Origin of the sequence: Pseudoalteromonas maris (assembly GCF_049257235.1) — a bacterium.
In the GTDB taxonomy this organism is placed as follows: domain Bacteria; phylum Pseudomonadota; class Gammaproteobacteria; order Enterobacterales; family Alteromonadaceae; genus Pseudoalteromonas.
Genome location: NZ_JBMMUF010000013.1, coordinates 19,184 through 45,791 on the forward strand (window position 1 = coordinate 19,184; position 26,608 = coordinate 45,791).

General features: G+C 45.1%; 21 protein-coding genes and 1 riboswitch. Of the genes, 9 read left to right on the forward strand and 12 right to left on the reverse strand.

What is annotated here, in order from left to right:
* Nucleotides 1-140: 140 nt before the first annotated feature.
* Nucleotides 141-2,177 (forward strand): S9 family peptidase, encoded by a 2,037-nt coding sequence (locus AAEU32_RS14670; RefSeq protein ID WP_421971281.1) that lies wholly within the window; start codon nt 141-143, stop codon nt 2,175-2,177.
* Nucleotides 2,178-2,306: 129 nt separating this feature from the next.
* On the forward strand, nt 2,307-4,181 hold the full coding sequence (locus tag AAEU32_RS14675; RefSeq protein WP_421971282.1) for a propionyl-CoA synthetase: 1,875 nt from the start codon (nt 2,307-2,309) through the stop codon (nt 4,179-4,181).
* 55 nt (nt 4,182-4,236) lie between these two features.
* On the opposite strand, the gene AAEU32_RS14680 is transcribed toward AAEU32_RS14675, so the two are convergent.
* The 3 genes from AAEU32_RS14680 to AAEU32_RS14690 all read right to left on the reverse strand — a co-directional run bounded on the left by AAEU32_RS14680 (nt 4,237) and on the right by AAEU32_RS14690 (nt 7,475).
* Complete coding sequence (locus AAEU32_RS14680; protein WP_421971283.1) at nt 4,237-5,307, reverse strand: GGDEF domain-containing protein; 1,071 nt, start codon at nt 5,305-5,307, stop codon at nt 4,237-4,239.
* Between the two features lie 210 nt (nt 5,308-5,517).
* Nucleotides 5,518-6,384: an N-acetylmuramidase domain-containing protein gene (locus AAEU32_RS14685; RefSeq protein ID WP_421971284.1), complete on the reverse strand. Its 867-nt coding sequence runs from the start codon at nt 6,382-6,384 to the stop codon at nt 5,518-5,520.
* A 146-nt stretch (nt 6,385-6,530) separates the two neighbouring features.
* Nucleotides 6,531-7,475 carry a LysR family transcriptional regulator gene (locus AAEU32_RS14690; protein ID WP_421971285.1) on the reverse strand — a complete coding sequence of 315 codons (945 nt, stop codon included), beginning with the start codon at nt 7,473-7,475 and terminating at the stop codon, nt 6,531-6,533.
* Between the two features lie 112 nt (nt 7,476-7,587).
* On the opposite strand from AAEU32_RS14690, the gene AAEU32_RS14695 reads away from it, so the two are divergent.
* Both AAEU32_RS14695 and AAEU32_RS14700 read left to right on the forward strand, forming a co-directional pair.
* Nucleotides 7,588-7,806 carry a hypothetical protein gene (locus tag AAEU32_RS14695; RefSeq protein ID WP_421971286.1) on the forward strand — a complete coding sequence of 73 codons (219 nt, stop codon included), beginning with the start codon at nt 7,588-7,590 and terminating at the stop codon, nt 7,804-7,806.
* A 2-nt stretch (nt 7,807-7,808) separates the two neighbouring features.
* Complete coding sequence (locus AAEU32_RS14700) at nt 7,809-8,741, forward strand: sodium-dependent bicarbonate transport family permease (RefSeq protein WP_421971287.1); 933 nt, start codon at nt 7,809-7,811, stop codon at nt 8,739-8,741.
* Nucleotides 8,742-8,787: 46 nt separating this feature from the next.
* On the opposite strand, the gene AAEU32_RS14705 is transcribed toward AAEU32_RS14700, so the two are convergent.
* Genes AAEU32_RS14705 through AAEU32_RS14720 form a run of 4 tightly spaced genes read right to left on the reverse strand, consistent with a single transcriptional unit; the run spans nt 8,788 to nt 12,989 of the window.
* Nucleotides 8,788-9,219, reverse strand: coding sequence for a group I truncated hemoglobin (locus AAEU32_RS14705; protein WP_421971288.1), 432 nt, complete (start codon nt 9,217-9,219; stop codon nt 8,788-8,790).
* Complete coding sequence (locus AAEU32_RS14710) at nt 9,220-10,044, reverse strand: DUF3034 family protein (protein ID WP_421971289.1); 825 nt, start codon at nt 10,042-10,044, stop codon at nt 9,220-9,222.
* Nucleotides 10,028-12,289, reverse strand: coding sequence for a putative bifunctional diguanylate cyclase/phosphodiesterase (locus AAEU32_RS14715; RefSeq protein ID WP_421971290.1), 2,262 nt, complete (start codon nt 12,287-12,289; stop codon nt 10,028-10,030). The genes AAEU32_RS14710 and AAEU32_RS14715 overlap by 17 nt, the downstream gene beginning before the upstream one ends.
* A 49-nt stretch (nt 12,290-12,338) precedes the next feature.
* Entirely contained in the window at nt 12,339-12,989 is a 651-nt protein-coding gene (locus tag AAEU32_RS14720; protein WP_421971291.1) for a methylamine utilization protein, read from the reverse strand.
* A 321-nt stretch (nt 12,990-13,310) separates the two neighbouring features.
* Between AAEU32_RS14720 and dbpA the strand changes: the two genes are divergently transcribed.
* Complete coding sequence (gene dbpA, locus AAEU32_RS14725; protein WP_421971292.1) at nt 13,311-14,711, forward strand: ATP-dependent RNA helicase DbpA; 1,401 nt, start codon at nt 13,311-13,313, stop codon at nt 14,709-14,711.
* A 53-nt stretch (nt 14,712-14,764) separates the two neighbouring features.
* On the opposite strand, the gene AAEU32_RS14730 is transcribed toward dbpA, so the two are convergent.
* Nucleotides 14,765-15,976: an EAL domain-containing response regulator gene (locus AAEU32_RS14730; protein WP_421971293.1), complete on the reverse strand. Its 1,212-nt coding sequence runs from the start codon at nt 15,974-15,976 to the stop codon at nt 14,765-14,767.
* 385 nt (nt 15,977-16,361) lie between these two features.
* Here AAEU32_RS14730 and AAEU32_RS14735 point away from each other — a divergent pair, with 385 nt between their 5' ends.
* The 4 genes from AAEU32_RS14735 (at nt 16,362) to AAEU32_RS14750 (ending at nt 22,510) form a co-directional block, all read left to right on the forward strand.
* Complete coding sequence (locus AAEU32_RS14735; RefSeq protein WP_421971294.1) at nt 16,362-18,689, forward strand: hybrid sensor histidine kinase/response regulator; 2,328 nt, start codon at nt 16,362-16,364, stop codon at nt 18,687-18,689.
* A 133-nt stretch (nt 18,690-18,822) separates the two neighbouring features.
* Nucleotides 18,823-19,734, forward strand: coding sequence for a pirin family protein (locus tag AAEU32_RS14740; RefSeq protein WP_421971295.1), 912 nt, complete (start codon nt 18,823-18,825; stop codon nt 19,732-19,734).
* A gap of 355 nt (nt 19,735-20,089) precedes the next feature.
* Nucleotides 20,090-20,854 (forward strand): EAL domain-containing protein, encoded by a 765-nt coding sequence (locus tag AAEU32_RS14745; RefSeq protein ID WP_421971296.1) that lies wholly within the window; start codon nt 20,090-20,092, stop codon nt 20,852-20,854.
* 240 nt (nt 20,855-21,094) lie between these two features.
* Nucleotides 21,095-22,510: an alanine/glycine:cation symporter family protein gene (locus AAEU32_RS14750; protein ID WP_498049598.1), complete on the forward strand. Its 1,416-nt coding sequence runs from the start codon at nt 21,095-21,097 to the stop codon at nt 22,508-22,510.
* 220 nt (nt 22,511-22,730) lie between these two features.
* On the opposite strand, the gene AAEU32_RS14755 is transcribed toward AAEU32_RS14750, so the two are convergent.
* The 4 genes from AAEU32_RS14755 to AAEU32_RS14770 all read right to left on the reverse strand — a co-directional run bounded on the left by AAEU32_RS14755 (nt 22,731) and on the right by AAEU32_RS14770 (nt 26,058).
* A complete protein-coding gene (locus AAEU32_RS14755) occupies nt 22,731-23,225 on the reverse strand; it encodes an arsinothricin resistance N-acetyltransferase ArsN1 family B (protein ID WP_421971297.1) in 495 nt (164 codons plus the stop codon).
* 211 nt (nt 23,226-23,436) lie between these two features.
* Entirely contained in the window at nt 23,437-24,618 is a 1,182-nt protein-coding gene (locus tag AAEU32_RS14760; protein ID WP_421971298.1) for a S8 family peptidase, read from the reverse strand.
* Between the two features lie 11 nt (nt 24,619-24,629).
* Nucleotides 24,630-25,175 carry a hypothetical protein gene (locus AAEU32_RS14765; RefSeq protein WP_421971299.1) on the reverse strand — a complete coding sequence of 182 codons (546 nt, stop codon included), beginning with the start codon at nt 25,173-25,175 and terminating at the stop codon, nt 24,630-24,632.
* Between the two features lie 259 nt (nt 25,176-25,434).
* Nucleotides 25,435-26,058, reverse strand: coding sequence for a response regulator (locus AAEU32_RS14770; RefSeq protein WP_421971300.1), 624 nt, complete (start codon nt 26,056-26,058; stop codon nt 25,435-25,437).
* A gap of 393 nt (nt 26,059-26,451) precedes the next feature.
* Nucleotides 26,452-26,537, forward strand: a riboswitch (cyclic di-GMP riboswitch).
* The last annotated feature ends 71 nt before the right edge of the window (nt 26,538-26,608 follow it).

Below are 26,608 nucleotides of genomic sequence, written 5' to 3' on the forward strand. Positions count from 1 at the left end.
GTCGGCACAGAAGCTGTCTATTAAGCAAACAGCTCAAGTAATCGCTTTGGTCTGCGAAATCGTGCACTTGGTCGACTCTCGCTTGAAAGCGCGAACACTCCTTTCTAGGATGAGTTTTTACCCAAAAAGAAGAATAGCTTATGTCCAAACTTCGTATTTCTTTGGCACTCGCAGCACTGTGTAGTGCTACAGCCATCAATGCTAACACACAAGCCAAATTCATGTCCGAGGACATTTTTTCATTGGAATATGTCAATGACCCACAAATCAGCCCTGACGGCTCCAAGGTCATATACCTGCGCGCTAGTTACGACATTATGAGCGATAAGAGCAAACGTTCGCTGTGGTTATATGATGTAAAAAAAGATGCGCATGTTCCCTTATTTGCCGATGAACACAGCTATTCTTCTGCTCGCTGGTCTAATGATGGCAGTCGCATCGCCTTTGTCAGTGACCGCAGTGGCTCTAGCCAGCTCCATATGTTATGGCTTGAGCAAAATAAATCAGCATTGCTGACACAGTTACCCAAATCGATTAGTAACCTCACTTGGTCACCCGATGGCACGCAATTGGCTTTTACAATGAATGTCCCCGAGGGAAAATCTGATTATGTGAAGTCAGTGAAAATGCCCAGCAAGCCCAAGGGAGCAACCTGGTCTGAGCCGGTTAAAGTAATCGAAAAAGCGCGATATCAAGCAGATGGTCGAGGGTTCTTAGAGCCTAGTTTTTCTCACATCTTTGTGGTTCCAGCAGATGGCGGTGCAGCCAGAGCACTCACTCACGGTGAATATCAGCACACTGGACCATTATCATGGAGCCCAGATTCTCAAGCGGTGGTGTTCTCTAGCGATCAACATCCACAGTGGGAATACCGCACCACTGAGGCGGACTTATTTACCGTTAACCTAAAAACAGGTGAACAAACACAACTTACTCAATTACCCGGACGCGAATACAAAGCAACGTTCTCCAAAGATGGGGAGTCCTTGGCATTTATCTCTCGCGGCAATGAACCAGTGCCTTACGTCAATTCACAGTTAACGCTACTAGATTTGAACTCGGGTAACACCAAGGTGATCGGTGCTAACTTAGATCGCTCCATTAGCGATTATGCATGGACAGGAAAAGGCGATTTCGTGGTGCAATACGATGACTTCGGAAGGCGAAAGCTGGCTACCATGACCCACAAAGGCAAAGTATCTGAGCTGAGCGATGCGCTATCAGGCACCACATTGGGTCGCCCATACATCAGCGGTCAATTTACTATGGCTAAAAGTGGCGCCATTGCATACACCCACGGTTCAAGTGAACGCCCTGCTGAGCTTGCTATGCTCAACAAAGGTAAATCCCGCGTAGTCAGTGCCATTAACGAAGACATTCTTGGCCATAAAACCCTTGGTGAGGTGCATGAGTTCACAGTGAAGTCACAGTTTGACGGCCAGTCAATCCAAGGCTGGTACATCACTCCACCGGATTTTGATGACAATAAGAAGTACCCGCTTATCGTTGAAATCCATGGTGGGCCTCATTTAGCCTATGGACCTCATTTTACTGCCGAGCTGCAACGTTACGCGGCACAAGGCTATGTGGTGATGTACATGAACTACCGAGGCTCGACAAGCTATGGTACAGACTTCGCGCTACTGCTTGATGGCAAGTACTCGTCCGAGGAAGATTTTGCCGACCATAACTCAGGAGTCGATGCACTCATTGAAAAAGGCTTTATAGATAGTAACAACCTCTTTATCGCCGGTGGCTCTGCAGGCGGTATTGCTACTGCCTATGCCATTGGCCTAACCGATCGCTTTAATGCCGCGGCCATTACTAAACCTGTTATCAACTGGCTGAGTAAAGTACTCACTGCTGACAGCTACCTCGGACAAATCCGTAACCAGTTTCCGGGTAAACCGTGGGAGCATTTAGATCATTACTGGAAGCGCTCACCGTTATCGTTAGTGGGGAATGTCACCACGCCAGCCATGATCATGACCGGTGAGCAAGACCGCAGAACGCCCATTTCAGAGTCTGAGCAATTTTACCAAGCCCTTAAATTACAACAGGTTGATACGGTGCTGATCCGCGTTCCGGGTTCACCTCATGGTATAGCGGGAAGGCCTTCAAGAATGATCGCAAAAATAGAGCACACCCTCGCATGGTTCGAACGCTATAAAAAGTAGAATCAATTAATTTTTTGGGGCCATCAGGCCCCTTATTCTTTTGTCTATTATCGACCAAGGTCTCATAGTTAGCTCCCATTTATTCACTTACTTTTTATAAGATCTCTCACATTTTTCTTAGGAGCTGAAATGTCAGGCCTGTACCAACAACACTATGATGCTTTTGCTCATGACCCCGCGCAATTTTGGATGCAACAAGCCAAACGCATTGCCTGGTTTAATTCACCGCAAAATGCATATCATCAAGACCAACACGGGCTCTACCACTGGTTTGCCGATGCCGAGCTTAATACTAGCTACCTAGCGCTAGACCAGCATGTTGACAGTGGCTATGGTGAACAGCTTGCTCTTATCTATGACTCACCAGTTACACAGACTAAGCAAACCTTTACCTACCACCAGCTATTAGATGAGGTGTCAAAGTTTGCTGGCGTGTTGCAGGGGTTGGGCGTTGATAAAGGTGATCGTGTTGTTATTTATATGCCAATGATCCCACAGGCGGTGATTGGTATGCTCGCCTGCGCACGCTTAGGCGCGATACATTCAGTGGTGTTCGGTGGTTTTGCAGCCCATGAACTGGCAGTGCGAATAGATGATGCCACTCCCAAAGTGGTGCTCAGTGCTTCGTGCGGACTAGAAATAGACCGAGTAATACATTACAAGCCCTTACTTGATGAAGCGCTAGAGCAGGCTGCGCACAAGGTAGAGCACTGTGTTATTTATCAACGAGAGCAAGCCCATGCGCCAATGACGCAACAGCGTGATTTAGACTGGCAGCAAGCGCTCCAAAGCGCCCAAGCAGTCGGACCTACTGCAGTGAAGGGGGACGACCCGCTTTATATCCTTTACACATCTGGCACCACGGGCACACCCAAAGGCGTGTTACGCGAAAACGCGGGTCACGCTGTGGCCATGCATTACTCGATGGACACCGTATATGGCATGAAACCCGGCGAGGTGTTTTGGGCCGCCTCAGATATCGGCTGGGTCGTTGGCCATTCCTATATCGTGTATGCTCCGCTCATGTATCGCTGCACCACTATATTATTTGAAGGCAAACCCGTTCGAACCCCTGATGCAAGCGCATTTTGGCGTGTGGTAGAAGAATATAAAGTGACCGCCTTGTTCAGTGCCCCCACTGCTTTTCGAGCAATCAAGAAAGAAGACCCCCATGGTGCTGGGTTCAAACAGTTTGATACCAGCAGCCTCAAGCGCCTTTTCTTGGCTGGAGAGCGACTCGATCCGCCAACCTATGAGTGGTTAAAAGAGAAAACACAATTACCCGTGTTAGATCATTGGTGGCAAACAGAAACAGGCTGGGCCATTGCATGTAATCCTATAGGTATTGAGCACCTGCCGAGTAAAGCTGGAAGCGCAACCGTGCCAACGCCGGGGTTTGACGTACGTGTTTTAGATGTTCACGGCGAGCCATGTCAGGCTAATGAACAAGGCGCAGTAGTCATTAAGTTACCACTTCCGCCTGGTTGTTTACCTACTATTTGGAATAACGAACAACGCTTCAAATCGGGCTATCTAAGCCAGTACCCTGGTTATTACCTCAGCGGCGACGGTGGCTATATTGATGAAGACGGTTACCTCTTTATTATGGGCCGCACTGATGACGTGATAAATGTTGCGGGTCACCGCCTTTCCACCGGTGAAATGGAGGAAATCGTGGCTGCGCACCACGCGGTGGCTGAGTGTGCTGTATTTGCTATAAATGACGCGCTCAAAGGCCAAGTACCTATGGCTATGGTGGTCCTAAAAGACGATTATCACGGTGAGTGTGAGGCAGTGACTACTGAGCTCAAAGCCGATGTACGCGCAAAAATAGGCGCCATTGCTTGCATGAAAGAAGTTGTCTGTGTGCCAAGGCTACCAAAAACACGTTCGGGTAAAATTTTGCGTAAAAACCTACGCCAGCTCATTGATGGTGAACCTTTGCAGATCCCATCAACGATTGATGATGCAGGTATCTTTGACGAAATTAAAGAATATATTTAACGCCGATGAGTGACCAAACCCGCTTATGTCTTACATAAAAGGCATAAGCGCGGCGTTAAACACAAATTTTTGAACCCTCGTACTTCTTCGCCTCATACATTTTCTTGTCTGCTTCTTTTATGAGGTTATCAATGTCGGCCCCAGAATCTTTGTTGGCTTCAACGATACCAACACTCAATGATAAGTCTTTGTACATATTGGTGAATTTGCCGATAATACGCTCGCAGATGCGGTAGGCATTTTGAGTATCACAATCAGGTAAGATGATACAAAATTCATCCCCCCCGTAACGGCATGGAACATCAACTTCGCGCAGCGACGAGAGCATAATTTGCGATAGATGCTTCAACACCTCATCGCCTTTGATATGACCTTGACGGTCATTGACGTCTTTAAAATTATCAACATCGAAATAGATTAACGACAGCGCATTATCATGGCGTTTCAACATCGCTATTTCTCGTTTTAAGACATCACGCATAGCCCTTTGATTGTAAAGCCCAGTAATGGGGTCTTGCTTTGCAAGTTCTTCCAACTGCTTGGTACGCTCTGCAACTTTTTGTTCCAAACTCTCGGCATACGCTTCTGTTTTTCTTTTTGCCGTTTCAATTTCACCGACCAAGCTACTGATATAGGTATCAAAAACCAAGGTGGTGTCAAAATAAAACAAGTTATCTAGGGCTAGTAAGGTATCTGTAAGCACGTTTTCTTGCGCTATGTTCTCGCGCAGTACTTCGGTGACGAGTTGCTTTAGTGAGCGAACAGCAGAGAGGTAAAGTTTAGGCTCTACACCAATGCGCTTGTGCACCATACCGATACGCAAACGGTTATTTACGTACTCACTGTCGTACGTGCCCGCGAACAAATCGATAACATATTTTTTTTGTGCATTACGAAGGCGTGTGAGCGTGTCCGCATCACCGATAAGCAAAGAGATTTCATCAATTTCGGTTTGTCTAACATAGAATTCGTCAACTACATCGTCGACTTTTTCTTCTATTAAAAAACGCTGATTACCAAGCAGCTTAAAACATTCGTCAGTGAGTCCCAACAACTCCTTACGACTTGCAATATCAACATCGCTGATCTGCATTTGTTCCAATAACGTGGTGTCGGTTCTTCTCATAAATGCCCTTTGCCAAAATGCTACTACCCTGTAGGCGTAACGCCTTGATACAGCAAAAAAAGCGAGCCTGTTTATTAAATTTAGGCCAAATGCAGGTTTGTGCAATGCTAAAAGCAATAGATTTATATCTAATATCAAGGACTCTGATGGCTTTTGCTGCCACTACAATTGTGAGATGAGAAACGAGTGGTATCAAAACCCGTACATGGATTAGGTAAATTGTTTGTATGCGTTTGCTAGTTTTTCATCGTACTTATTTTGCGCATAACTGGGGCCGTTATATCCTGCGGCAAACGCGCGCCAATCCTTAGCTTGAAGCAGAGTATCGAGGTGCTGGGATTGTAAAAATGCCGCAAATGCCTGCAAGTGAGCGAGTTGAGAGGCAAACATTGCTGCTACAAATGCACGCACATGTGGATAACCACATGCCAGATAGTTAAAGCCCATTATTTGAAACATTCCCCAAGATGCAGAGCTCAGCGCGGCATCCGCATCTAACGTCATCGCCAAATTAAGACGTTGATACTCTCCCTCGCCCCCGACATACAATTGCTTATTCCACGTAGCACACGAAATACTTGGATGGCTGTGGTCAAATGCATGTTGAGTGTGCTTAGAAAAAATATGGGCCTCAAACAGAATTTTAGGGCGACCATCGGGCAAAAATGCGCCTGATGCACTCTCCACTTTTGCGACGGCTTTAATTGTTGCCACCTCACAGCCTAATAAGGTTGCGATGTGAATAAAATCAGCATCGTTTATGGGTTGTGCGTGCTGCACAGGGGGGAGCGTATACATGGGCGATGGCACGCTTTCTTGCATTTTCTCATTGATGCATTTGTGCGTGCGACCATTCACATCTATTCGCCCATCAGGAGTGCGCATTGCAACAACTGCACGTTGAAAATGCTTTATTGCAGCAACAGTGTTCGATAACTCCGGATGCGAGCCTAAAGAGCCATCCACATCCGACTGAGGACTACTACCTAATGCATTGAGCGCACGTTGCACAGACTTTACGTCTATTGGCGTGTTCACGCCATTTATACCCACAGACTGACTGATTGTAAGCATCATCTGTGACTCCTTGTTCACAGACACCTTCAACACCATATGGGTCATTTAAAATAGTGTTGATACAGTGGCGACAAAACGTAAGCATTGACCCTGATATGGAAAAAATCAACGCCTTGGGTACTACAGATGATTACACCAACACACCATCAATTGGGTTGCATCGTATGCAAAGCCTGCTTCATCATTTGCCGGCCTTCTGTTTCTACATATTCCAAAAACTCTTGCGCCAAAGGTGACAACGCTTTCCCCTGAAGCCAAGAGAATGACCATTTGGTTTGAATTGGTAGTGCGTCCACATTGATCACTTTCACACCGTAAATCTCACCAAATGCAAGGGTGTGCGCAGACAAAATAGAAACACCTAAGCGAGATAACACACAATGAATAATTGCCTCGTTACTGGCGATCGTCATTTTTACATTTGGCGTGATCCCCTTTTCTTGGAAAAATGCTTCAGTGGCAAAACGCGTGCCCGACCCCTTTTCACGAATTAAGAAATCGTGTTGGCAAAACTCCTCTAAACTGACGCTGTGTTGCTGAGTTAACGGGTGATCGGCATGAGCGATAGCAACCAAATCATTAGACAAAAACTCAATAACCTCTAAACCAAGCCCTTGTGGCAAATGACTGAACACATAGAAGTCATCCAAACCTTGTTCCATACGCTCTATCACTTGCTGGCGGTTAGCTACTGTAAACTGAATATCAATCCCCGGATAACGCTCGCAAAATGGTCCGAGTAAATGCGGAATAAAGTACTTTGCAGTCGTTGCACAAGCCAAGCGCAATGTCCCTGACTTTAACCCACGTAAGTTTGACAAATGCATGTCTAACTCCTCGCAACTATTCAATATTTGTCGCGCTGTTTTGATGGTCGCCAGACCCGCGTCGGTAAAATGCAGGCGTCGCCCCACCTGTTGATATAAGGGCAACCCAATCGCCTCACTGAGTTTTTTAAGCTGCATCGACACCGTTGGCTGGGTCAAAAACAATGCCTCTGATGCCGCTTTCACACTGCCGCCATCATACACAGCAAGCAGAATTTCTAGCTGTCTAAAGGTACCTATATGGGCGTGTAAACGTGATGCCATTATTTCACCTAAATCAATAATTAGATTTTTATCTAACTTAAAAAACAATTATATCTATTTTTATCTATAAACAAATAAATGTAAACTGGGTGAAAATCTTGAGGAGATATTCATGATCAACCGCGATTTGGTATTTTGTGCAATCACCTGCACGGCGCTACTGATAATGACTGCAATTGGTCACATGATTGGTTACCACTCATATGCCTTTGCTATGATTGCGGCGGGCCTAAGTACGGTGAGTTTCACGCAAGTAGTGAAAAACAAACTAGCCCTACGTGCCGAGCATAAGGCAACCATGACAATTAACTACTCTGTAGGAGATAAATAATCATGGTCCTAGATGCGGTTGTTGCGTTTTTTATTCTAGGTGTTGTAGCGCAATTACTCGGGGCTAAAATCTCCTTCCCCGACGGTCTGTATAAATCACTGAGCATGTTTTTGATGATAGCTATCGGCCTTAAAGGGGGAATAGCGTTGCAAAAACACATCGACCCAGCGCTATTGGGCATGTCTGTCGCTGTTATCGCATTTGGCCTTGTACTGCCACTTATCGCCTTTCCCCTCCTTCGTTTTTTTGGTCGTCTAGATAGAATTAACTCTGGCGCAATCGCTGCTCATTACGGCTCTGTGAGCGTTGCCACATACGCGGTCGCTGTGGCTTTACTTGAAGCAAGCGATATTAGTTATGAAGCCTACTTCCCATTATTCGTGGTCTTACTTGAGATGCCGGCCATCGTCGTAGGCTTAGTGCTTGCCCGTGGCAGCTTCAAACAAATTAATGGTCATTTCATCAAAAAAGAACTGATTGCCAATCAAAGCATTTTGTTGATGTTAGGCAGTTTGGTTATTGGTTACTTTGGCGGTGCAAGTGTACAAAAGCTATCACCTCTGTTCATTGAGCTATTCTCTGGCATCCTCGCGCTGTTCTTACTAAAAATGGGACTGGTTGCAGGTGAGCAACTGTCGACGCTTAAGAAAAACAGCATGTTCCTTATCAGCTTCGGCATTCTAATGCCTATGATTGGCGGATTGGCAGGTACGGGCCTCGCACTGCTACTAGGTTTAAGTGCTGGTGGCATTGCTTTGATGGCGGTATTGGGTGCAAGTTGCTCTTATATCGCAGTGCCAGCAGCGATGAAAGAAAGTTTACCCGAAGCCAACGCTGGCATGTCTATCACCGCCTCGCTGGGGATTACATTCCCCTTCAACGTATTGTTTGCGGTGCCTTTTTTCATCGCTCTAGGGCAGTATCTGGCTAAATAATCTATCCCCTATAACGATTTAGAAACGCCCCATGTTTGGGGCTTTTTTATATCTTAATCACGTCAGAGCGCATCGGCGCCAATAACTTCAGCAATCGGTTTTGGGTTGGGTAATCAATACCGTTATCTTCTAGTGCCATAATCAACAGCTCAACAACGCGGTTAAAATCTGCCTCATTGATCTTCATACCCGTGTGAATATCCTCCATGGTATCGCCGGTGTATTCGCATGGGCCGCCGCTGATGTCACATATGTGCGTTTGAAACCCTTGGCGAAAGTGACTGACACTTGATTTAGCAAAATAAGGAAAAATGGCCTCATCTTTGGCGATATGCTTTATAAAAGAGTCGGTGATACTCGCGACCCCTTGCTGAGCGCCTAAAGCATCATACAGGGTGTCGTTGGGTGCGCTCGATGCACAACCGCATAGTGTTAACATCCAAGCGCCGGTATACAGTTTTCGAAGACTCATCATCATTTAGTAATACCCCGTAATTGATAAGTACCAACCGTCTTGATCAGCCACTGTGGCAATCGAGCCAAGTTGTACGTATGCAGCTGTAACACTGATGTGTTTATTGGGAAACCACGCGACAAACACATCGCGCCAATCATCTTCCCCCAAGCCAAGGTTATCTGGCTTTTGCCGGTATTCCATCCCCACTGCAAGGTGCTGGTTGAACAGCACAGCAGCAGAGAGTTCAGCGTGCAAAGCTCCATTTCCTTGCGCCCCACCAAAACCCAACAGCCCCATTTCGTTGGCTTGGGTGTATCTCACTGTGGCATTCCACAAAAAGTTGTAACCATTGATAAGGCCCAGGTGTAACTTACTCGCTGCCAGATATACATCTGTGCCAGAGTCCTCTTTTGCACCCACAGCAAAAGCGATATCCGCACTATCTAAACGCTTATGTTGCATCCCTAAAGACACTTGTGGCCAGGCGCTGTAGACTAAATCACCATATAAACGCACTTTCGCGCCAATAATAGACTGTTCCAAGGTTAACGCTAGAGGGTCAACGTCGAAGCGTTGCTCAGCGTATGACACTTCTAAGCGGTCGAAAAAGTTTGCCTGCACACCGCAGGTATCGAGTTCAAAGTCATCAACACTGGCTCTGGTGCAATAGCCAGATAATGCCATTTCATCTTCGCTCGCATACCCTGCCAGTTGCGCCCACGGCACCAGACCACCACCAGCAGAGCCCTCAAGTTGAGAACCCCCGGGAGTTGCCAACAGTTTGCCGTTCGCAGCACTTATGCAAGGCCAACACAGCAACAGTGCAATGCTAATTATCTTTTTCATAATCTTGATACCACACAATGAGTTGATCTGCTTTTAATGGTCTTGAGAGGTAATAACCTTGTGCGTAATCGCAGCCAAATTGTTTCAGTAAAGCCATGCTTTGTTCATTCTCAACGCCTTCGGCAACCACTCTGAGGCCTAATTTATGCCCAAGCTCGATGGTTGATGAGACAATATCTTGGTCTTGTTGTGACTGGTCCAAAGATAAAATGAAGCATTTATCAATTTTTAACTCGTCAACTGGAAGTGACTTGAGCTTCGCCAATGATGACTGGCCTATACCGTAATCATCTACTGACACTTCAAAGCCCAGCGATTTAAGATGCGTCAATCGTGATACAACGAGCGCTTCGTTGTCAGCCAAATCCCGCTCTGTTAACTCCAGAATGATTTGCGTTGCAGAGACATTAAATTCACCTATGGTATCTAATAAAAAGCCCACAAAACCTTTGGCTTGGATATCTTGCGCCGACAAATTAATGGATACGTTAAACTGCATCCCCTGCTCATTCCATGTGGCAACTTGGGTGATCACTCGTCGAATAACCCATTGAGTTAACGCAACAATCAAGCTGGATTTCTCTGCTAAACCAACGAATAGTTCCGGGTTTACAAACTCACCTTCTTTGTTCACCCAGCGTATTAATGCCTCGAGCTTATCTACAGCGCCCGTTTGCAGATTCACTTTGGGCTGATAATTCATAAACAACGGGCTATCATGCGCCTCAAGTGCTTGTTTTAATTCTTCAATTAAACGTAACTTAAATAGATAAGCTTCATCTTCTCCTTGCTGATAGTGGCGGATCAACAGTTGCTCTTGCACCCCTAAAGAAGCGGCCATAGACACACGACGCACGAGTTTCTCGGCATCTTTGCCATCCTCTTTTGAATTGGCGATACCGTAATAAAAATTAAGAAGTAGGTTAAGTTCTTCCAACCAAAACGGCCGCTCTAGCTCAGCGCGTAACAAGGATATCAATGACGATAGCTCATCGAGCGAGCTAACAGGTAAAGCGATAAGAAAGTCATCTGCGGAGGTGCGCGATGTGAGTACGGCTCTTTGTGCGTCACATTTTTTGCAAAACGCACTAAGTCGCTCGGCGATTTCGATCAGTAGTTTGTCGCCATTTGCCACACCTATGGTGTCATTAAGCCTCTTAAATCCTTTTACATTGACATTGATTAACGCGATCGACGCATGACTTAGTAACTGCTCTTGTAGCTTTTCTAAAAACCGTTCTCTGTTGAACAAACCAGTGAGCAAGTCATGCTCAGCTTGATATTTAATTTTGGTCTCACGGGTGGCAATCGCGCTCCCCATTAATACGAAACCTTGATACAACTCATTAAGTTCAAGGGGCAAATCACCTTTAGCTGCTGGTACGTTAAAATTACCGCCACCGATGTCCTTTGTAAGTTGTTGTAATCGGCGCAAAGGCATTGTGATTCTGCGTGACAGCCAACCAGACAAAGCCAGCGCAATAATCAATACCATCAGTGCCCCCAATAGGGTAGCCACAACGAGCTGCTTAAAATCACGATGTATCTCATCTAAAGGCGACGACAAGATAGCCCAAATCTCATTTGAGCCAGCAAAAGGGATACGCTGGTGATAATAGTCAGAGTCAGACAGTACAAGATTAAGCGTTGTCAGCGGTGCGATTGCACCACTGCCTAAGCTGCTTTTTGGGTTTTCAAAACTCGATTGCACAATGTGCTCGTCGCGCATCAAGGTTACATCCAATGAGGACACATCTTTGAGCTGTACCAAAGCATTGCGGTCAAACAAGAAGCCGATGTAGGCATAAGCTATAATACGCGGCGCTTTCACGGGCACTACGATCACCTGATACACATCAGACTCGATATTCAATACTTGAGCGTGACCCGCACGAAGTGGAAGCGCAGATACATAAGGAGAAAGGTCTTGTGGTAGCTGACGATTATTAGTACTGATAGAGACTGATTCCCCCTCCAAGTCCATCAATACAACCAAGTCAGCATTGATTCGTTTGCCATGATTATACAAAGCGCTCTCAATCGTCTTTTTGTCCCCCGTCGCTACCGCTTGCTTGAAGCCAAAATCTGCCGCAAGCACATTGGCGGCGGTGGTTAATACTTGCTCCTGTTGCGCAATGGTTTGCTGCAGCACGTTGCGCGCCACTTGCATTTGCGTTTGCACCTGTTGCTCTATGTATTTAGCGGTCTTGAAAAAGTAATTCGCTGTGAGAACGGCAATGGTCAATATAATTAACCCTGTTGCAAGCCAGGTAATTTGAGTTTTAAAACTAAATTTATTGAGCATTAGAAAATACGTCTTCGAAACTATCTCGCGGTTGCTCTTCGGTTACCTCTAGGACTACCTTATAAGCTCCATTAACAGGTTCTAGTAGTGATAAATCTAAAGCCATGCGCTGCTCCAGTGCCAGGGTTTGGCGCGGATGCCACAGCCACATCTGAGTGTTGTCGTTAATATCTATAGGAAGCTCAACTTGGCCATCGGCATTTGTTTTATTCGCATATTGCCCCTCATATACGTAAACGTAACCGACCATCGCATCATGAATGTTACAACCAAGCACCACCACACCGGACTGTTCAAAGCGCAAGGGTTGTTTCGGCTGACCTGAATATAACTTAAGTTCAAAGGGTTTCGCTTTAGAAAAGGAGTACACATGATGACGAATATCATCACTGTTTGGAAAGCTCACATAAGACTCTTTTGGTACCACCAGTACATGCGGGGCGAATGCTTTATTCACTTGGTCCATGATTGCAGGTTGTGCCAATGTGTGCGCTGTGTGAGCCCCCGACGCCCGTATTTCAATGACGGCATCATTAACTGGCTTACCGTGTTGATCAACAACCTTAATCACTGTCGATGCAAAGGCAAAAAGAGGCGTATTAAAGACCAACGAGAACATCAATATTGTTATTCTTTTCATTACCTTAATCTAACTTGGCTCACGTAATGGGAGGACGCTTTAATCATAGTTCGACTTCAAAGCGCTGTCTAATCAACACGTTCAATCGTTAATAATGACAATGTGTAATATGAAGAGATGGCATGACACGCCACCTTGGGATGCATTGAGTATGTCCAGCTCTCGCCTAACACTGAACCATCCGCATGCACTAGGGCGCATCGTTGCAGGCACTTATTGAGCCATCAATAAATGACACAGTAACAAAAATAGTGCTGTTAACCTTGTGTGCCATGCCGCGCGGTGAGTTAGCGTGTTATAATCCCTTTTTCGCTTAACAAGATGATTGCAACTGTGACCTTACCTGCCTTTTCTACCACCCCTTTATCACCGTCATTGCTCGATAACCTTGAGTCTTTGGGTTACCACACTATGACTGAAATTCAGGCACACACCTTGCCACTTATTTTACAGGGTAAAGATGTTATCGGTCAGGGTAAAACAGGCTCTGGTAAGACGGCCGCCTTCTCTTTAGGCTTGTTGCATAATCTCAACGTTAAGCGTTTTCGCGTTCAAGCTTTAGTAGTGTGTCCAACGCGAGAATTAGCAGATCAGGTGGCCGTAGAGATTCGTAAGCTTGCCCGTGCCATTCATAACATTAAAGTTCTCACTTTATGTGGTGGTGCGCCAATGGGGCCACAAATTGGTTCTCTTGAGCACGGTGCACACATTGTCGTAGGTACGCCGGGTCGCATCGAAGAGCATTTACGCAAAGGTCGATTATCGTTAGAGGAAGTGAATACCTTCGTACTTGATGAAGCGGACCGTATGTTAGAAATGGGTTTTGAAGAACCATTGCAATACATTATCGACCACTGCCCAGCACAACGACAAAACCTATTGTTCAGTGCCACTTACCCACCCAAAATTGAACAACTGGCAACGCACGTAATGCATCAACCACATAAAGTTGTGGTCGAGTCGCAGCATGACGATAGCTCAATTGAGCAGTACTTTTATGAAGTCGATGATAACGATATGCGCTTGCACGGCACACAAAAGCTACTTTTACACTTTCGTCCAGAATCGGCGGTTATCTTCTGTAATACCAAAGCCCAATGCCAAGAAGTCTGTGATGCGCTATCGCAAAGCGGGTTTGATGCGGCGGCGCTGCACGGCGATTTAGAGCAAAAAGACCGTGACCGAACGTTAGTACGCTTTGCCAACCAGAGTCTTAGTGTACTCGTGGCCACCGACGTTGCGGCGCGAGGCATCGACGTTGATCATGTCGAAATGGTCATTAACTATCACATCGCACATGATCCTGAAGTGCATGTTCACCGCATTGGTCGTACTGGTCGCGCTGGTAAAAAAGGCATAGCGTGCTCATTGATGAGTTACAAAGAATCGCACAAGGTCAACGCGCTAGAAGATTACCTTGATATGCGCATTGAACCGACCAATTTACCCAATGACACTGTGTTTGCCAATCCGATCACTCGGGCCCCAATGGTAACCATTCATATCGATGGCGGTAAAAAAGCTAAGTTACGTCCGGGCGATATTCTTGGCGCACTAACTGCGAATAAAACACTCAAAGGTGAGCAAATTGGCAAGATCAAAGTCACGGCGATCAGCTCATACGTGGCTGTGCAAAGAAAGATTGCCAACACAGCATTAAAAATGATCACAGAAGGGAAAATGAAGGGCCGCAGTTTCCGCGCCCGAAAGTTAACTCGCTAGTGCAGATTTATGCCGTGTTCATACCTATATTGAGCACGGCAGCCCCCTGAGTTCTACTTCACTGTGCGCAAGATATTGACTGTATTATCAACAGGTAAATGCTCTTTTATCCATTCAAATAGCGCATGCTCGGGCATGGGCTTAGCAAAATAATAACCTTGACCAACATCACAGCCTAACGTCACTAACTTTTTGACTGTTTGTTCATCTTCGATCCCCTCAGCGACCACTGACATACCTAATTTGTGAGCGAGAAAAATACACGCTTCAACGATAACCTGTGATTCACTATCGAGCATTAGATTGGATACAAATGAGCGGTCTATTTTAAGCTCAGTGAAAGGAATACGATGCAATTGCTGCAACGAAGAAAAGCCTGTCCCGAAGTCATCAATGGAGAGATTGAAGCCCTTTAGCCGCATGCGCGTCAGCGTATCCAGCGCTGGCACAAGTTCAGTCATTAGCTCAGACTCCGTAACTTCTAGACAAAAGCGCGAAGGGGTAATGGCGGCATCAGAGATAAGATTTTCAAGTTTCTCAGGCAATGATAAGTTAATCACGCTGCTGGCACTGATATTAATTGATGCACAAATATCAATGCCTTCTTTGTTTAGCTTGGTTTCGGTTTTAATAGTCTCTTCAATGACGAAGTCCGTTAGTTCATCCAACAGATCATAGGACTTCATTTGCTCTAAAAATCTATCGGGTGCAAGCATTCCCAATTGAGGGTGTTGCCAACGGATTAACGCTTCCATGCCACAAATATGCAATGACTGTAAGTCAATTTGAGGCTGGTAGAACAATACAAATTCATTATTTTTTAGTGCGCTGCAAAGGTCATGCTTGGAAAAGCCTTCTGCATCGTCTTGATAATGAGTATGTTGTGGCGATTGCTTAATTTTGGCACTGGCCTGCGCCACCACTTTTAGCAACTGCTCTAGTTTGAAAGGCTTGGAAAACGTCGCTATTACATTAAAACCCAGCGCACTGGCTAACATAGAGGTCGAATTTAGAACTGCGCCCTCCATACCACTGATAAGTATGAGGTTGATATCGCGTGAGCGGGTTGATAAATTGCGGATGATTTCTACACCATCCATTTGCGGCATTTGTAAGTCAAGAATAACAATGTCGTCACTTTCAAGAGATGCGGTATCGAGAAACAACGTAGAGTCGTTAAACGCAATCAGAGATTGGAATATTGGACTGGGCAGTTCCTTGAGTAAGGATGTAAATTCTAATTCATCATCTACTACATATAGCATACACATACCCTAGGACGTTGTTACTCAAAGTATAGTTCATCTCTTACCTGTCTTTTGGAAATAACTTACGCAGATTATTTTCTTAATTCCCTTAAATACTTAGCCCTGATCTGCAAAGATGCAAACTAATAGCCACCACTAAATGAAAATGAAGGCGTGTTTATCTTAATTTGGAGTGTTTTGGCATGGCCAAACATGCATCGCAAGTGAGTCTATGGAGGTCATGTGATCACACAAAAATAATCCCCCAAAGGTTTATACGTCCTAGTAACTCCCCACTACCTCTACTATATTTCTTACAAGTACCAGTTATTCATCTCGATTATTTCAGTGGATTGCACCTCAATGCCTATGAGTAAACTAGGCGACTCACAACAGGTTCATCATGCTCAGTCATGTTAACGGTCTTGACCTTGGCAAAATATTAGCCAAGTCATCTTCGCTAATGATCTGGCTCGCTGATGTCAATGCCGATCACGTTTTCTTTAACGAGGCGTGGTTGCTCTTTAGTGGCACAAGCGCAGAACAGCAGTATGGCAAACAATGGCGCCAAGGCATTCATCCCGACGACCTTAAAAAATATGAAAACGGCATTAGCCGAGCCTATGAGAGAAAAGAGGCTTTTTCTCTTACCTATCGGTTGCGCAATGAGCACAATGAATACCGCTGGCTCAAAGACGACGGCTCACCCTATTTTGATGAGAATAACGTTTTTAAGGGCTATATTGGCTCCTGCTGTGATATCACAGACATCATTGATGCGCATCAAGAACTGAGTAAGGACCATGACATCATTAAAAGCATGGAAGCAGCAGAAACCGCAGCAACGAATGCGAAAAACAAGTACCAGCGCCTAGAACAATTACTGCGCGATGTGGGTGACATCGCAGCGATTGGCCATTGGGAACTTAACTTCAAAACAAAAGATCTGTCTTGGTCAGATGAAGTGTACGCCATTCATGGGGTAGACAGAGATACATACACACCTGCGCTTGAAACCGCCATAGAATTTTATCACCCAAAAGATCGTGCCGTGGTTACACAAGAAATTGAAAAAGCGCTCGAAAATGGCGATGGTTGGCAATTTCAGCTGCGTATTATTCGCCCTGATGGCGAAATCAGAGATGTGATCAGCAAAGCATCGTTGTTCAGAGACGGATCAGGTGATGTGATAAGCGCCATGGGGATGTTACAAGATATCACCGACATCAAAAAAGTGAGCGATGAAAAAAGCCTGCTATCAAAAGCCGTAGAATACACCTCCACAGGTATTATTATCTCTGATCAAGATAGAAACGTGGTGTGGGCCAATAAGGCTTTTACCACGTTATCGGGCTATACCCTTGATGAAGTGAAAGGACATAGAGTCAGTAAGTTTGTACAAGGCCCAGATACCGATCCAAAAACCATACAAGCGATCAGAAAAAACTTAGCTGCCGGTGCCAATGTAAATGTTGAGATCCTCAATTATCACAAAAACGGTACCAGCTATTGGAATAACCTTTTTATCACACCTGTTTATAATCACGGTGAAATAACTCACTTTATCGGCTTACAGAACGACATTACTGATTTTAAAAATCAAAAAGAGCAGCTTGCACGACTACAACGCGTGGAGGTCATTAACGAACTCGCCGCTGGCATTGCACACGACATCAATAATATTCTCGGGGTCATAGAAGGCAACAGAGAACTCATTTCCTTGCTGTTAGGCGATAGTCCAGTGACTAAATACCTTGATGCCATTAGCAGGGCTGTGGATAGAGCCCAACAAACCACATCGAAAATCCTCCGCTCATCGAAACAAATTAATAGTGTAAGAGAAACCTTTGATGTCAGTGACGTGTTTACGGAAATTAGTAAAACGCTCAAAGAGATTATTCCCAACAATATAGAGCTCAACATTAGCTGCACAGAGCAGTTTTTTGTCAACTTAAGTCGTAATGATCTTGAAGACGCACTGACTAACATCATCGCCAATGCCAGTAATGCAATATCACACCATGGCCATATTCAGGTGAGTGCCCAAGCGTGTGATCTTTTTACACCAACCAGTTCAGCCTTTGTTTTTTGCGAGCCCAAGCAAGCGTCGCATTATGTTCTTATTAGTATCAAAGATAACGGTTTGGGTATTACCAAGGATGACATTGAACGCATTTTCAATCCCTTTGTGAGTCTTAGTAGCAAAGGCTCTGGACTAGGGCTATCTGTGGTCGCAGGGTTTGCTATGCGCGAAAAAATAGGCCTGAGCATTGAATCCGAAGACCAACGTGGCACCAACATGCAATTATGGATACCACTTGTCGATGTTGCTCCCGAACCCCGCCCCGCAAGTAGCGTAAATCAAATGGCTAGCCAAAATGATACCCACTACAATCTGGTGCTAATTGATGATGAAAGCGAAATAATCTGGGCTACAGAGCAGTTACTTAGTATGCGAGGGCACACTGTCACGATTTTTGACGATGCTCAAAGCGCCTGTAATTATATCGAACAAAACCGAGATAGCATTGACGTAATTGTCAGTGATGAAGTAATGCCAGGACCAACACAGGGCCATGATATTTATGAAAAATTCAACAGTAGCATTCCTGTGATCATCACTAGCGGCTTTATTAAGAATATGCCGCACAACATCCCCTCTCATTGCCACCTAACAAAGCCTTACAAAGTGAATGAATTGGAAGCACTCATCAAGCGTTTGGCGAAATGAACAATGCACTTTGCAACATTTAAACGCGATTTGTACCCATAAACGATTTATGTTATTCACTATAACAATAACGCGTTGTCAGCAACTATAGTCATATACACCCCGCCCAATGGACTTTTACGGAGAGCAAAGAATGAGTAACACGCAACAACATGTGCACAGTGATGATTGTGACTGTCATGAAGTCTGTGATTCTATCAAGATGATCTTGGCGCCCAAAGACAAAGACCTTGGCGGCTTTACGGTACGACGTTTACTACCCACCCATAAGATGAAAACAGTTGGCCCTTGGATTTTCTTTGATCACATGGGCCCTGCGCAGTTTGCTCCCGGCGAAGGGATTAATGTAAAACCACACCCTCATATTGGTCTCGCTACGGTGACCTACCTATTTGACGGTGAGATGCTGCATCGTGACTCATTGGGCAGTGTTCAAGTGATCCGCCCAGGCGATATCAACCTTATGGTTGCTGGTAAGGGTATTGTCCACAGTGAACGAGAGCAGACGCACAGGGTGGAGCAGCACAGAAGCATTAATGGCTTGCAACTATGGATTGCCCTGCCCTCAGAGCACGAACAACGCCCTCCTGCGTTTTATCATTATCCCACCCAAGACATTCCTGCGACTGAAATTGACGGAGTCAGCATCAGAGTGATGATGGGAGATGCTTACAATCTCCATTCCCCGGTAATGACTTTTTCAAAAACCTTGTATGTAGAGGCCCATTTACAGCCTGGCCAAACATTGGCATTACCACAAGTACAAGAGCTTGGTGTGTATGTTGTACAAGGCTCACTGCAGTGCAAAGTAAGTACCTTGTCACAACACTCAATGGCTATTTTTGATGAACCTAGCGATATGTTCGTTAGCGCTAATGAACCAGCTCACATTGTTATGATCGGCGGTCATACTATGGCGAAGCGCTATATAGAATGGAATTTTGTATCGAGCACCAAGGAACTCATAGAGCACGCAAAAACAGATTGGAAATCAGGCCATTTCCCTAAAGTTCCAGGTGATGACGAATTTATCCCCTTGCCATAGTAGTCATTACAGTCTTTACACTCCCAAAGCACGGGTGGACATGAATTGATAGTACCTTTGAGCCCAGCAGCCTCGGCCATGTATTCACGGGGCCGCAACTGTTCAATGGGGAGCAATATTTCATCCGTGTGAATCTGCGAAGCGCTGCATCAGATATACATGAATATAAATTGGTCATCACGGATTAACCTGCAAAGATTCCTTAAGACAATGACATTTATGATCTTTTACCGTGAACCATAGACCCTGAGTGATTCGTACAATCTAGTAGCAAGCAAGAAACGATAACTTATTGGATTTGCTTAACATCTATACAGTAACTAAGCTCTATAGGTAACCAGCAGAGGAAAAAAACGTGAATGACGAAATCCAAGAGTGTGAAAGACTCGGATGTAAACATTGTGAAGATTTAAGCAACCTAGGTTTCGACTTTACAATGGCATTTCAGCCAATTATCAATGCCGCACACGCATCAGTATTTGGCTACGAAGCACTCGTTCGCGGCCCTAATAATGAATCCGCCTTTTCAATTATTTCTCAAGTACACGAAGGTAATCGCTATGTGTTCGACCAACTGTGTCGGGTCAAAGCAATTGCGCTCGCGGCCAAATTAGGCATAAAAGAAATGCTCAGCATCAACTTTTTGCCTAAGGCTATTTATAGCCCCGAACGCTGTATTCGCACTACGTTAGAGGCTGCAAAAAAGTATAACTTTCCAGCCGAAAACATCATGTTTGAGTTTACCGAAGTGGAAAAAATAGAAGATACAGAGCATGTTGAGCGGGTTGTTAACTACTACAAATCTTTGGGTTTTAAAACCGCAATCGATGACTTCGGCTCAGGCTATGCAGGGCTTAACCTGCTGGCCGATTTTCAAACGAATATCGTTAAATTCGATATGGAGCTAGTTCGTAACATTAACAATGATAAAGTTCGCCAAGCCATTTTTAGAAATTGTTTAATCATGATGAAAGAAATTGGCATCACACCATTGGCTGAGGGTATTGAGACCCAAGGCGAATATGAGTGGTTGCGTGAACAAGGAGTCGAACTTATGCAAGGATATTTATTTGCAAAACCCGGGTTCGAATGCCTTCCTGTTGTCAACTTTGAGCCTTAAACAAGTTAACACGATGCTCATTGACTCACTTTCACAATGGTCTCCCACAGAGACTGCTAAATGACTAGGGCATGTTGACCTTTGTCATCCGCCTTTGGACCTCAAAAACCCACAAACCCTAGACAGAGCTGACCCTTTGCTGACATTATCGAATAACGGACATAATAATTACTGGCAAAGAGGCTGGCTGTTTTGATTCAAACTATCTCGCAAACGATAAGTTCATGGTTCAATTTGCTACTGGACTTAGATTTCTACCAAGCCTTTGTGCTTCCTATCAATGCCCTATTCTGGAACTACTATTTCCTCCTGACGCTATTGAGCGTGTGTGGCATTTGGTTCACCTGGAAGCTTAACTTTATCCAATTGCGTTACTTCACTCATATGTTCTCGGTGATGCGAGGCAGCACGCACGGTAATAAATCTGGGATCAGCTCATTCGGTGCCCTGTGTACTAGCCTGTCAGCCAGAGTTGGCACAGGTAATCTTGCGGGTGTCGCCATCGCAATCACTATGGGTGGTCCAGGAGCGGTATTTTGGATGTGGGTCATCGCCTTTGTGGGTATGGCCATCGGCTTTGCCGAAAGTGCACTCGGTCAGCTTTATAAAGTACGCGATGACCATGGCGAGTTTCGCGGAGGGCCCGCATATTACATTCAACAAGGACTCAATAAACGTTGGCTAGCGATAGCCTTTTCTATGGCCTTATTCTTTGGTTATGGTTTCATCTTTAACTCAGTGCAAGCTAACTCGATTACCGATGCGCTCAATCACGCCTATGGATTTGAACCACTGTATATTGGCATTGTGATTTGTATCTTGGCCGCGATGATTGTGGTTGGTGGGCTGCGCAGCATCGCCCAATTTTCGCAAATGGTGGTGCCCTTTATGGCTTTGTCCTATGTGCTCATCGCGTTGGGCATAACCATTTGGAACATCGAGCTTGTCCCAAGCATGCTGTATCACATTATTAGCTCAGCGTTTGGCTTTGATCAGGTCGCGGGCGGGACGTTTGCAGCAGCGATACAGCATGGTATTAACCGCGGTTTGTATTCCAACGAAGCGGGGGCAGGCAGCGTACCTCATGCTGCCGCCAGTGCTGCTCCAGTTCCCAATCACCCTGCGACACAAGGCTTTGTGCAAATGCTTGGAGTCTTTGTCGATACCATCATCTTGTGTACCTGTACGGCGATTATCGTGTTACTTGCTGGAGGTGAGCAAACAGGAGAAATGGAAGGTATTCGTTTAACTCAAGATGCCATGACGTTTCACCTAGGTGCCGGCGGCGAAGATTTTGTGGCCGCAGCCATAGCGCTGTTTTCATTCACCTCAGTGGTAGCCAATTATGCCTATGGTGAATCGAACCTGCATATGTTTAAGCTTGATAATAAACTCGGTAGAACCATCTACACCTGCGGCTACTTAGCGGTCATTATTTGGGGTTCAGTCGCTGCGTTACCTAAAGTATGGGCCATGGCTGATATGGCATTGGGACTGATGACCGTTATCAACGTAATTGCGATTCTGTGGATGACTCCGACGGTTGTAAGTATCACCAAAGACTATATAGAACAACGCAAAGCCAACAAAGAGCCGCTGTACAAAACCGGGAATTGCGCCATTCAAGGCAAGTCTGAAGCGGGAATTTGGGATTAGGGCGTGTTAATGTTTGCTGTTTGTTTTTGCGCCAGTTATTGGGGTGTTTTAACTCGGCAGAGTCTACGTCGCTTAGTCATTCTATGTAAGTCAGGTGATAACGCAGAGAAAATACCCCAATGGCACTGCCCTAAGGGCTCAACCAAAGGCGTGCTCTGCGTTGTCAAAGGCCAATAGCATAGTTCACTAAACAACATGCCCTCAATGACAGAGTGTTTGGCTAATCGGTATGCAAATTAATCTGCCAATAGCCAACGTCTAACCATTGACCAAACTTATAGCCAACTTGTTTGAAGTGCGCGGCTTGGGCCATACCCAATTTCTCATGCAAGGCCACACTGGGTTCATTTGGTAAGGTGATCACCCCTAATACAGCGTTGACATCTCGAGCTTGGAGTTTGCTAAAAAGAGCCTGATACAAGCGCGTACCCAGTCCCTTAGCGTGAACTTCATTGCTGACATAAACCGTTGATTCAACTGAAAACCGATAAGCACTGCGCGCTTTCCAAGGTGTTGCATATGCATAGCCTACAACCTTAGAGTCAATTTCAGCCACTACCCAAGGTAAATCTTGCTGATGCACTTTATCGATACGCCTAACCATGTCCGATTCACTTACCGTCTGTTCTTCAAAGGTTATGGTCGTATTGCTAATGTAGTAATTATAAATATCCGCTATCGCTTTAGCATCGCTAGGATGTACATCACGGATCATGGCGCATTCCTATGTGAGTGGATTATCAAATTGCAGCAACGATACCAAATACACACCGTGCAATAAAACTAACGGCATAAAAAAGCCCCTAGAAGGGGCTAAAAAAACAGAGTATCAAGTGCTGCGGCTAACAAACCTGATACCTCTGTAACTGTTTTCCCGTGCAAGAACAGATTTATATCTGCTCACACCCAGGGCGATTACGCTAGTGTTATTTCACTCCCTTGCCATCACAACCTGTCGCCAATAAATGGTCATATGCAGCTTTCGCTTGCACCAACCCATTACCATACTTGTAATCGTAACCGGAATCGCCAAGATCCATCGCTGATGCACTCAGTGCGTTACGGATCTCATAATTATTGCACTCTGGGAAATGACTCCATACCAATGCGGCTACCCCTGCAACATGCGGACTGGCCATAGAGGTGCCTGACGCATTTGCGTAATATCCACCTGGATAGGTTGATATTACGTTAACACCTGGCCCAGCCAATTCAACTTGTGATGTACGTTGCGAGAAACTAGCATGGTCCATATTCGAGTCAATAGCAGCTACAGATACAACTGAGTCATACGATGCTGGATAGCTAAATGTGGCATTGCCATCATTACCTGCAGCGGCAACCGACAACACGCCAGCCCTTTGAATACGAGCAAATGCACGCTCTTCAACCTTGGTAGAAAAAGCGCCGCCAAGACTCATATTAATCACCTTTGAGCCCGCATCCGCACAGTCATGTACCGCTCCAGCAAGGTCAGATGCATAAACAAAACCACCCGCACTGTTAAACACACGCACGATATGTAACTCAGGCATTCCCGAACCGAGCACTCCAGTCAATCCACCGTTTCCATCTAACGCAGCAATTGTACCTGCGACATGCGTCCCATGGCCATGCCCATCTTGATACCAAGGGCCTGCACCTTCATCATCGCCAGTAACGGTCGATTGTGGTAATTCAGGGTGACCGAGATCATATCCTGTATCAACCACACACACCTTTATGCCCCCCATATAATTGAGTTGATCAGCCTGAACCATGCTTACGCCATAGGGTACAAAGTCAGTAAAGCCAACTTGAGTCATATTCGTGGGGATGTGGCTGCGCTTGGGGTCTATTTCAGTGGACTTAATTGTCTTTAGGTTCTTTAGTTGACTATATGCGTCAACATCAATCACAGCAGCGAGTGAGTTATCATGATCAAGCAGGCGCTTTACCTCGCCACCTGCCGCTTCAATTGCTGCGATTAACGCTTCTTTACCACCATTATGATATTCGAAAATAACGCGTGCGGCTTTACCGTCAACCATAGTCGCATCTTGTACCAGCTCAGCATTAGCAGAGAATGCACTGGCCACAAGAACTGGAAGAATAGCTTTATTAAACATGAGTGAGCTCCTTATTCGTCTGACGCTGGGCATGAATGCTGTTGAATGTTGCCGTTCACCGTGCCGTAGTTGATATATCCCGCGTAAGGACCATCGTTTATATAAAACGCGGTAATTGCGCCATGAAAGTTCCCTTTTCCTTCACCTGTATCAAAAAAACAAACAAAACCTGTCCCATCACCTTGAGCGCTGGGATTCTTGGACGAATAAGAAAATTGCGCTTCGTATTGGTTCTCGCAATTACACAAAGGCTCATTATTTAAAAAGCCATCAATATCTATGGTGCAGTAACCGAAGTTATCAACTTGTGCATTGAGACTCACACCACCAATATTTTCGAAATCAATAGCTGAATGGTCGATATAATTAACTCGCCCCTTCACATCTTCGCCATCACAATTTTCGACATTAAATGTAAATACAGCATTTTTGTCACCACCGGCAGAAGCCATGGTGCCACCACCTGTATATTTATGTTCACCAACTAACGTACATCCTGTTGACAATGCGCTGGCTAAAACAATAGCCGAGAGCATTTTGAGATTTGAATGGACCATTACGTCCTCCCTATTCTTAATTCAACTTACTTGCTGTAATGTTTGCCACACTCTCAAGCTCACTTCAGAGTCATGGCTTCTCTTGTCAAACAGTTGTAAGGGCCACACTGCAACACTTCATGACACATCATCCTTACTGGCTGCATAATTTGAGTGTAAGCCTTTATTTTATATTAATATATTGAACAAATTACCTATTACGGGTACTTTGTTGATGTACATCATTTGCATTACCCTATACAAACTTTCGCCGAGTGGACTAAATTACTTCAGGGGTGCGCTTTAGTTTCATCGCGGCTTCTGTGCGATTTTCAACACCCAATTGTTTAAAGATTCGACTGGCATGAACGCGAACGGTTTTTTCTGATATGCCCAACTCGCGAGCTATGGCTTTATTACGCAAACCCTTCGCGATGAGCAGTAGTACTTTTTGCTGACTTGGAGTCAGGGACTGAAGAGTATCATCAGCTGATGTTTTATTACTTTGATTTGCTCGTTTAGCGTTGTCTTTTCCAAGGTAGCGCGCTACAACATTAGTAATGACATCGGCCACTTCCGTTTTCGAAATAAACTCCTGAGCACCAGCATTTAAACATTTCGTACAACTCTCAAAATCGTCATGGCCACTTATCACCACAACGGGTATATCGGGGTAATTTGTACAGATATACTCCAAACCCTGAACGCCTTCACTTCCTGGCATAGACAAATCAAGGATCAGCAGTGCTAATTGCGACTTATGCTGCTCTATGAGGCGAAATAATTGGTGGTAACAGTGGGCTGACTCAATCTCTAAATTCTGCCAGGTGCGCATTAACGTCTGCTCTATGGCAAACACAATAAGCGGATGATCATCCGCAACAGCTATTCGTATATTGCTCATCGTTGAGTACCTCATTTAACGTCTATCCATGTTCGCCATTTCATCGCTGCTGCGCAGTATCAACATCATTGAAATGGTGAGCGTGTATTGAGCCGCTGACTGCGCAACACATGCAAGACACTCAATTAATGCGGTATTTGAATTATTATGAAATGTTGAGAGTCCTGTAGTGAACGGTGAAAGTTCACTGCTCGTTATTTAAACATATACCGTACCCTTAAAGGTTACAAGAAACAAAAGCGGTTGCAACGAACTTATTACCAATAACCCTCAATGACTGCTGCAAAAACAAACAGCAAAAGTCAACACACCCTAGCACTATGTTCCTATTTTAAATAATTCATGTTGGAATTTTTAATGACCCTTGCTAGGCTTGAGTAACGTTTTAGCAACACGCTAATTTGGCAAACTATCCGAAAGGGTAGGACGCAAAGTCACCGGTCTAAGGGGGAACACTCTATGACAGCGGGATTGCTAGCACTCAGCTTGGATTAATGTCGCTGGGTCTACCTTTGCGTTCCAAATGACTATGGATCTGTATTTGGAGCAT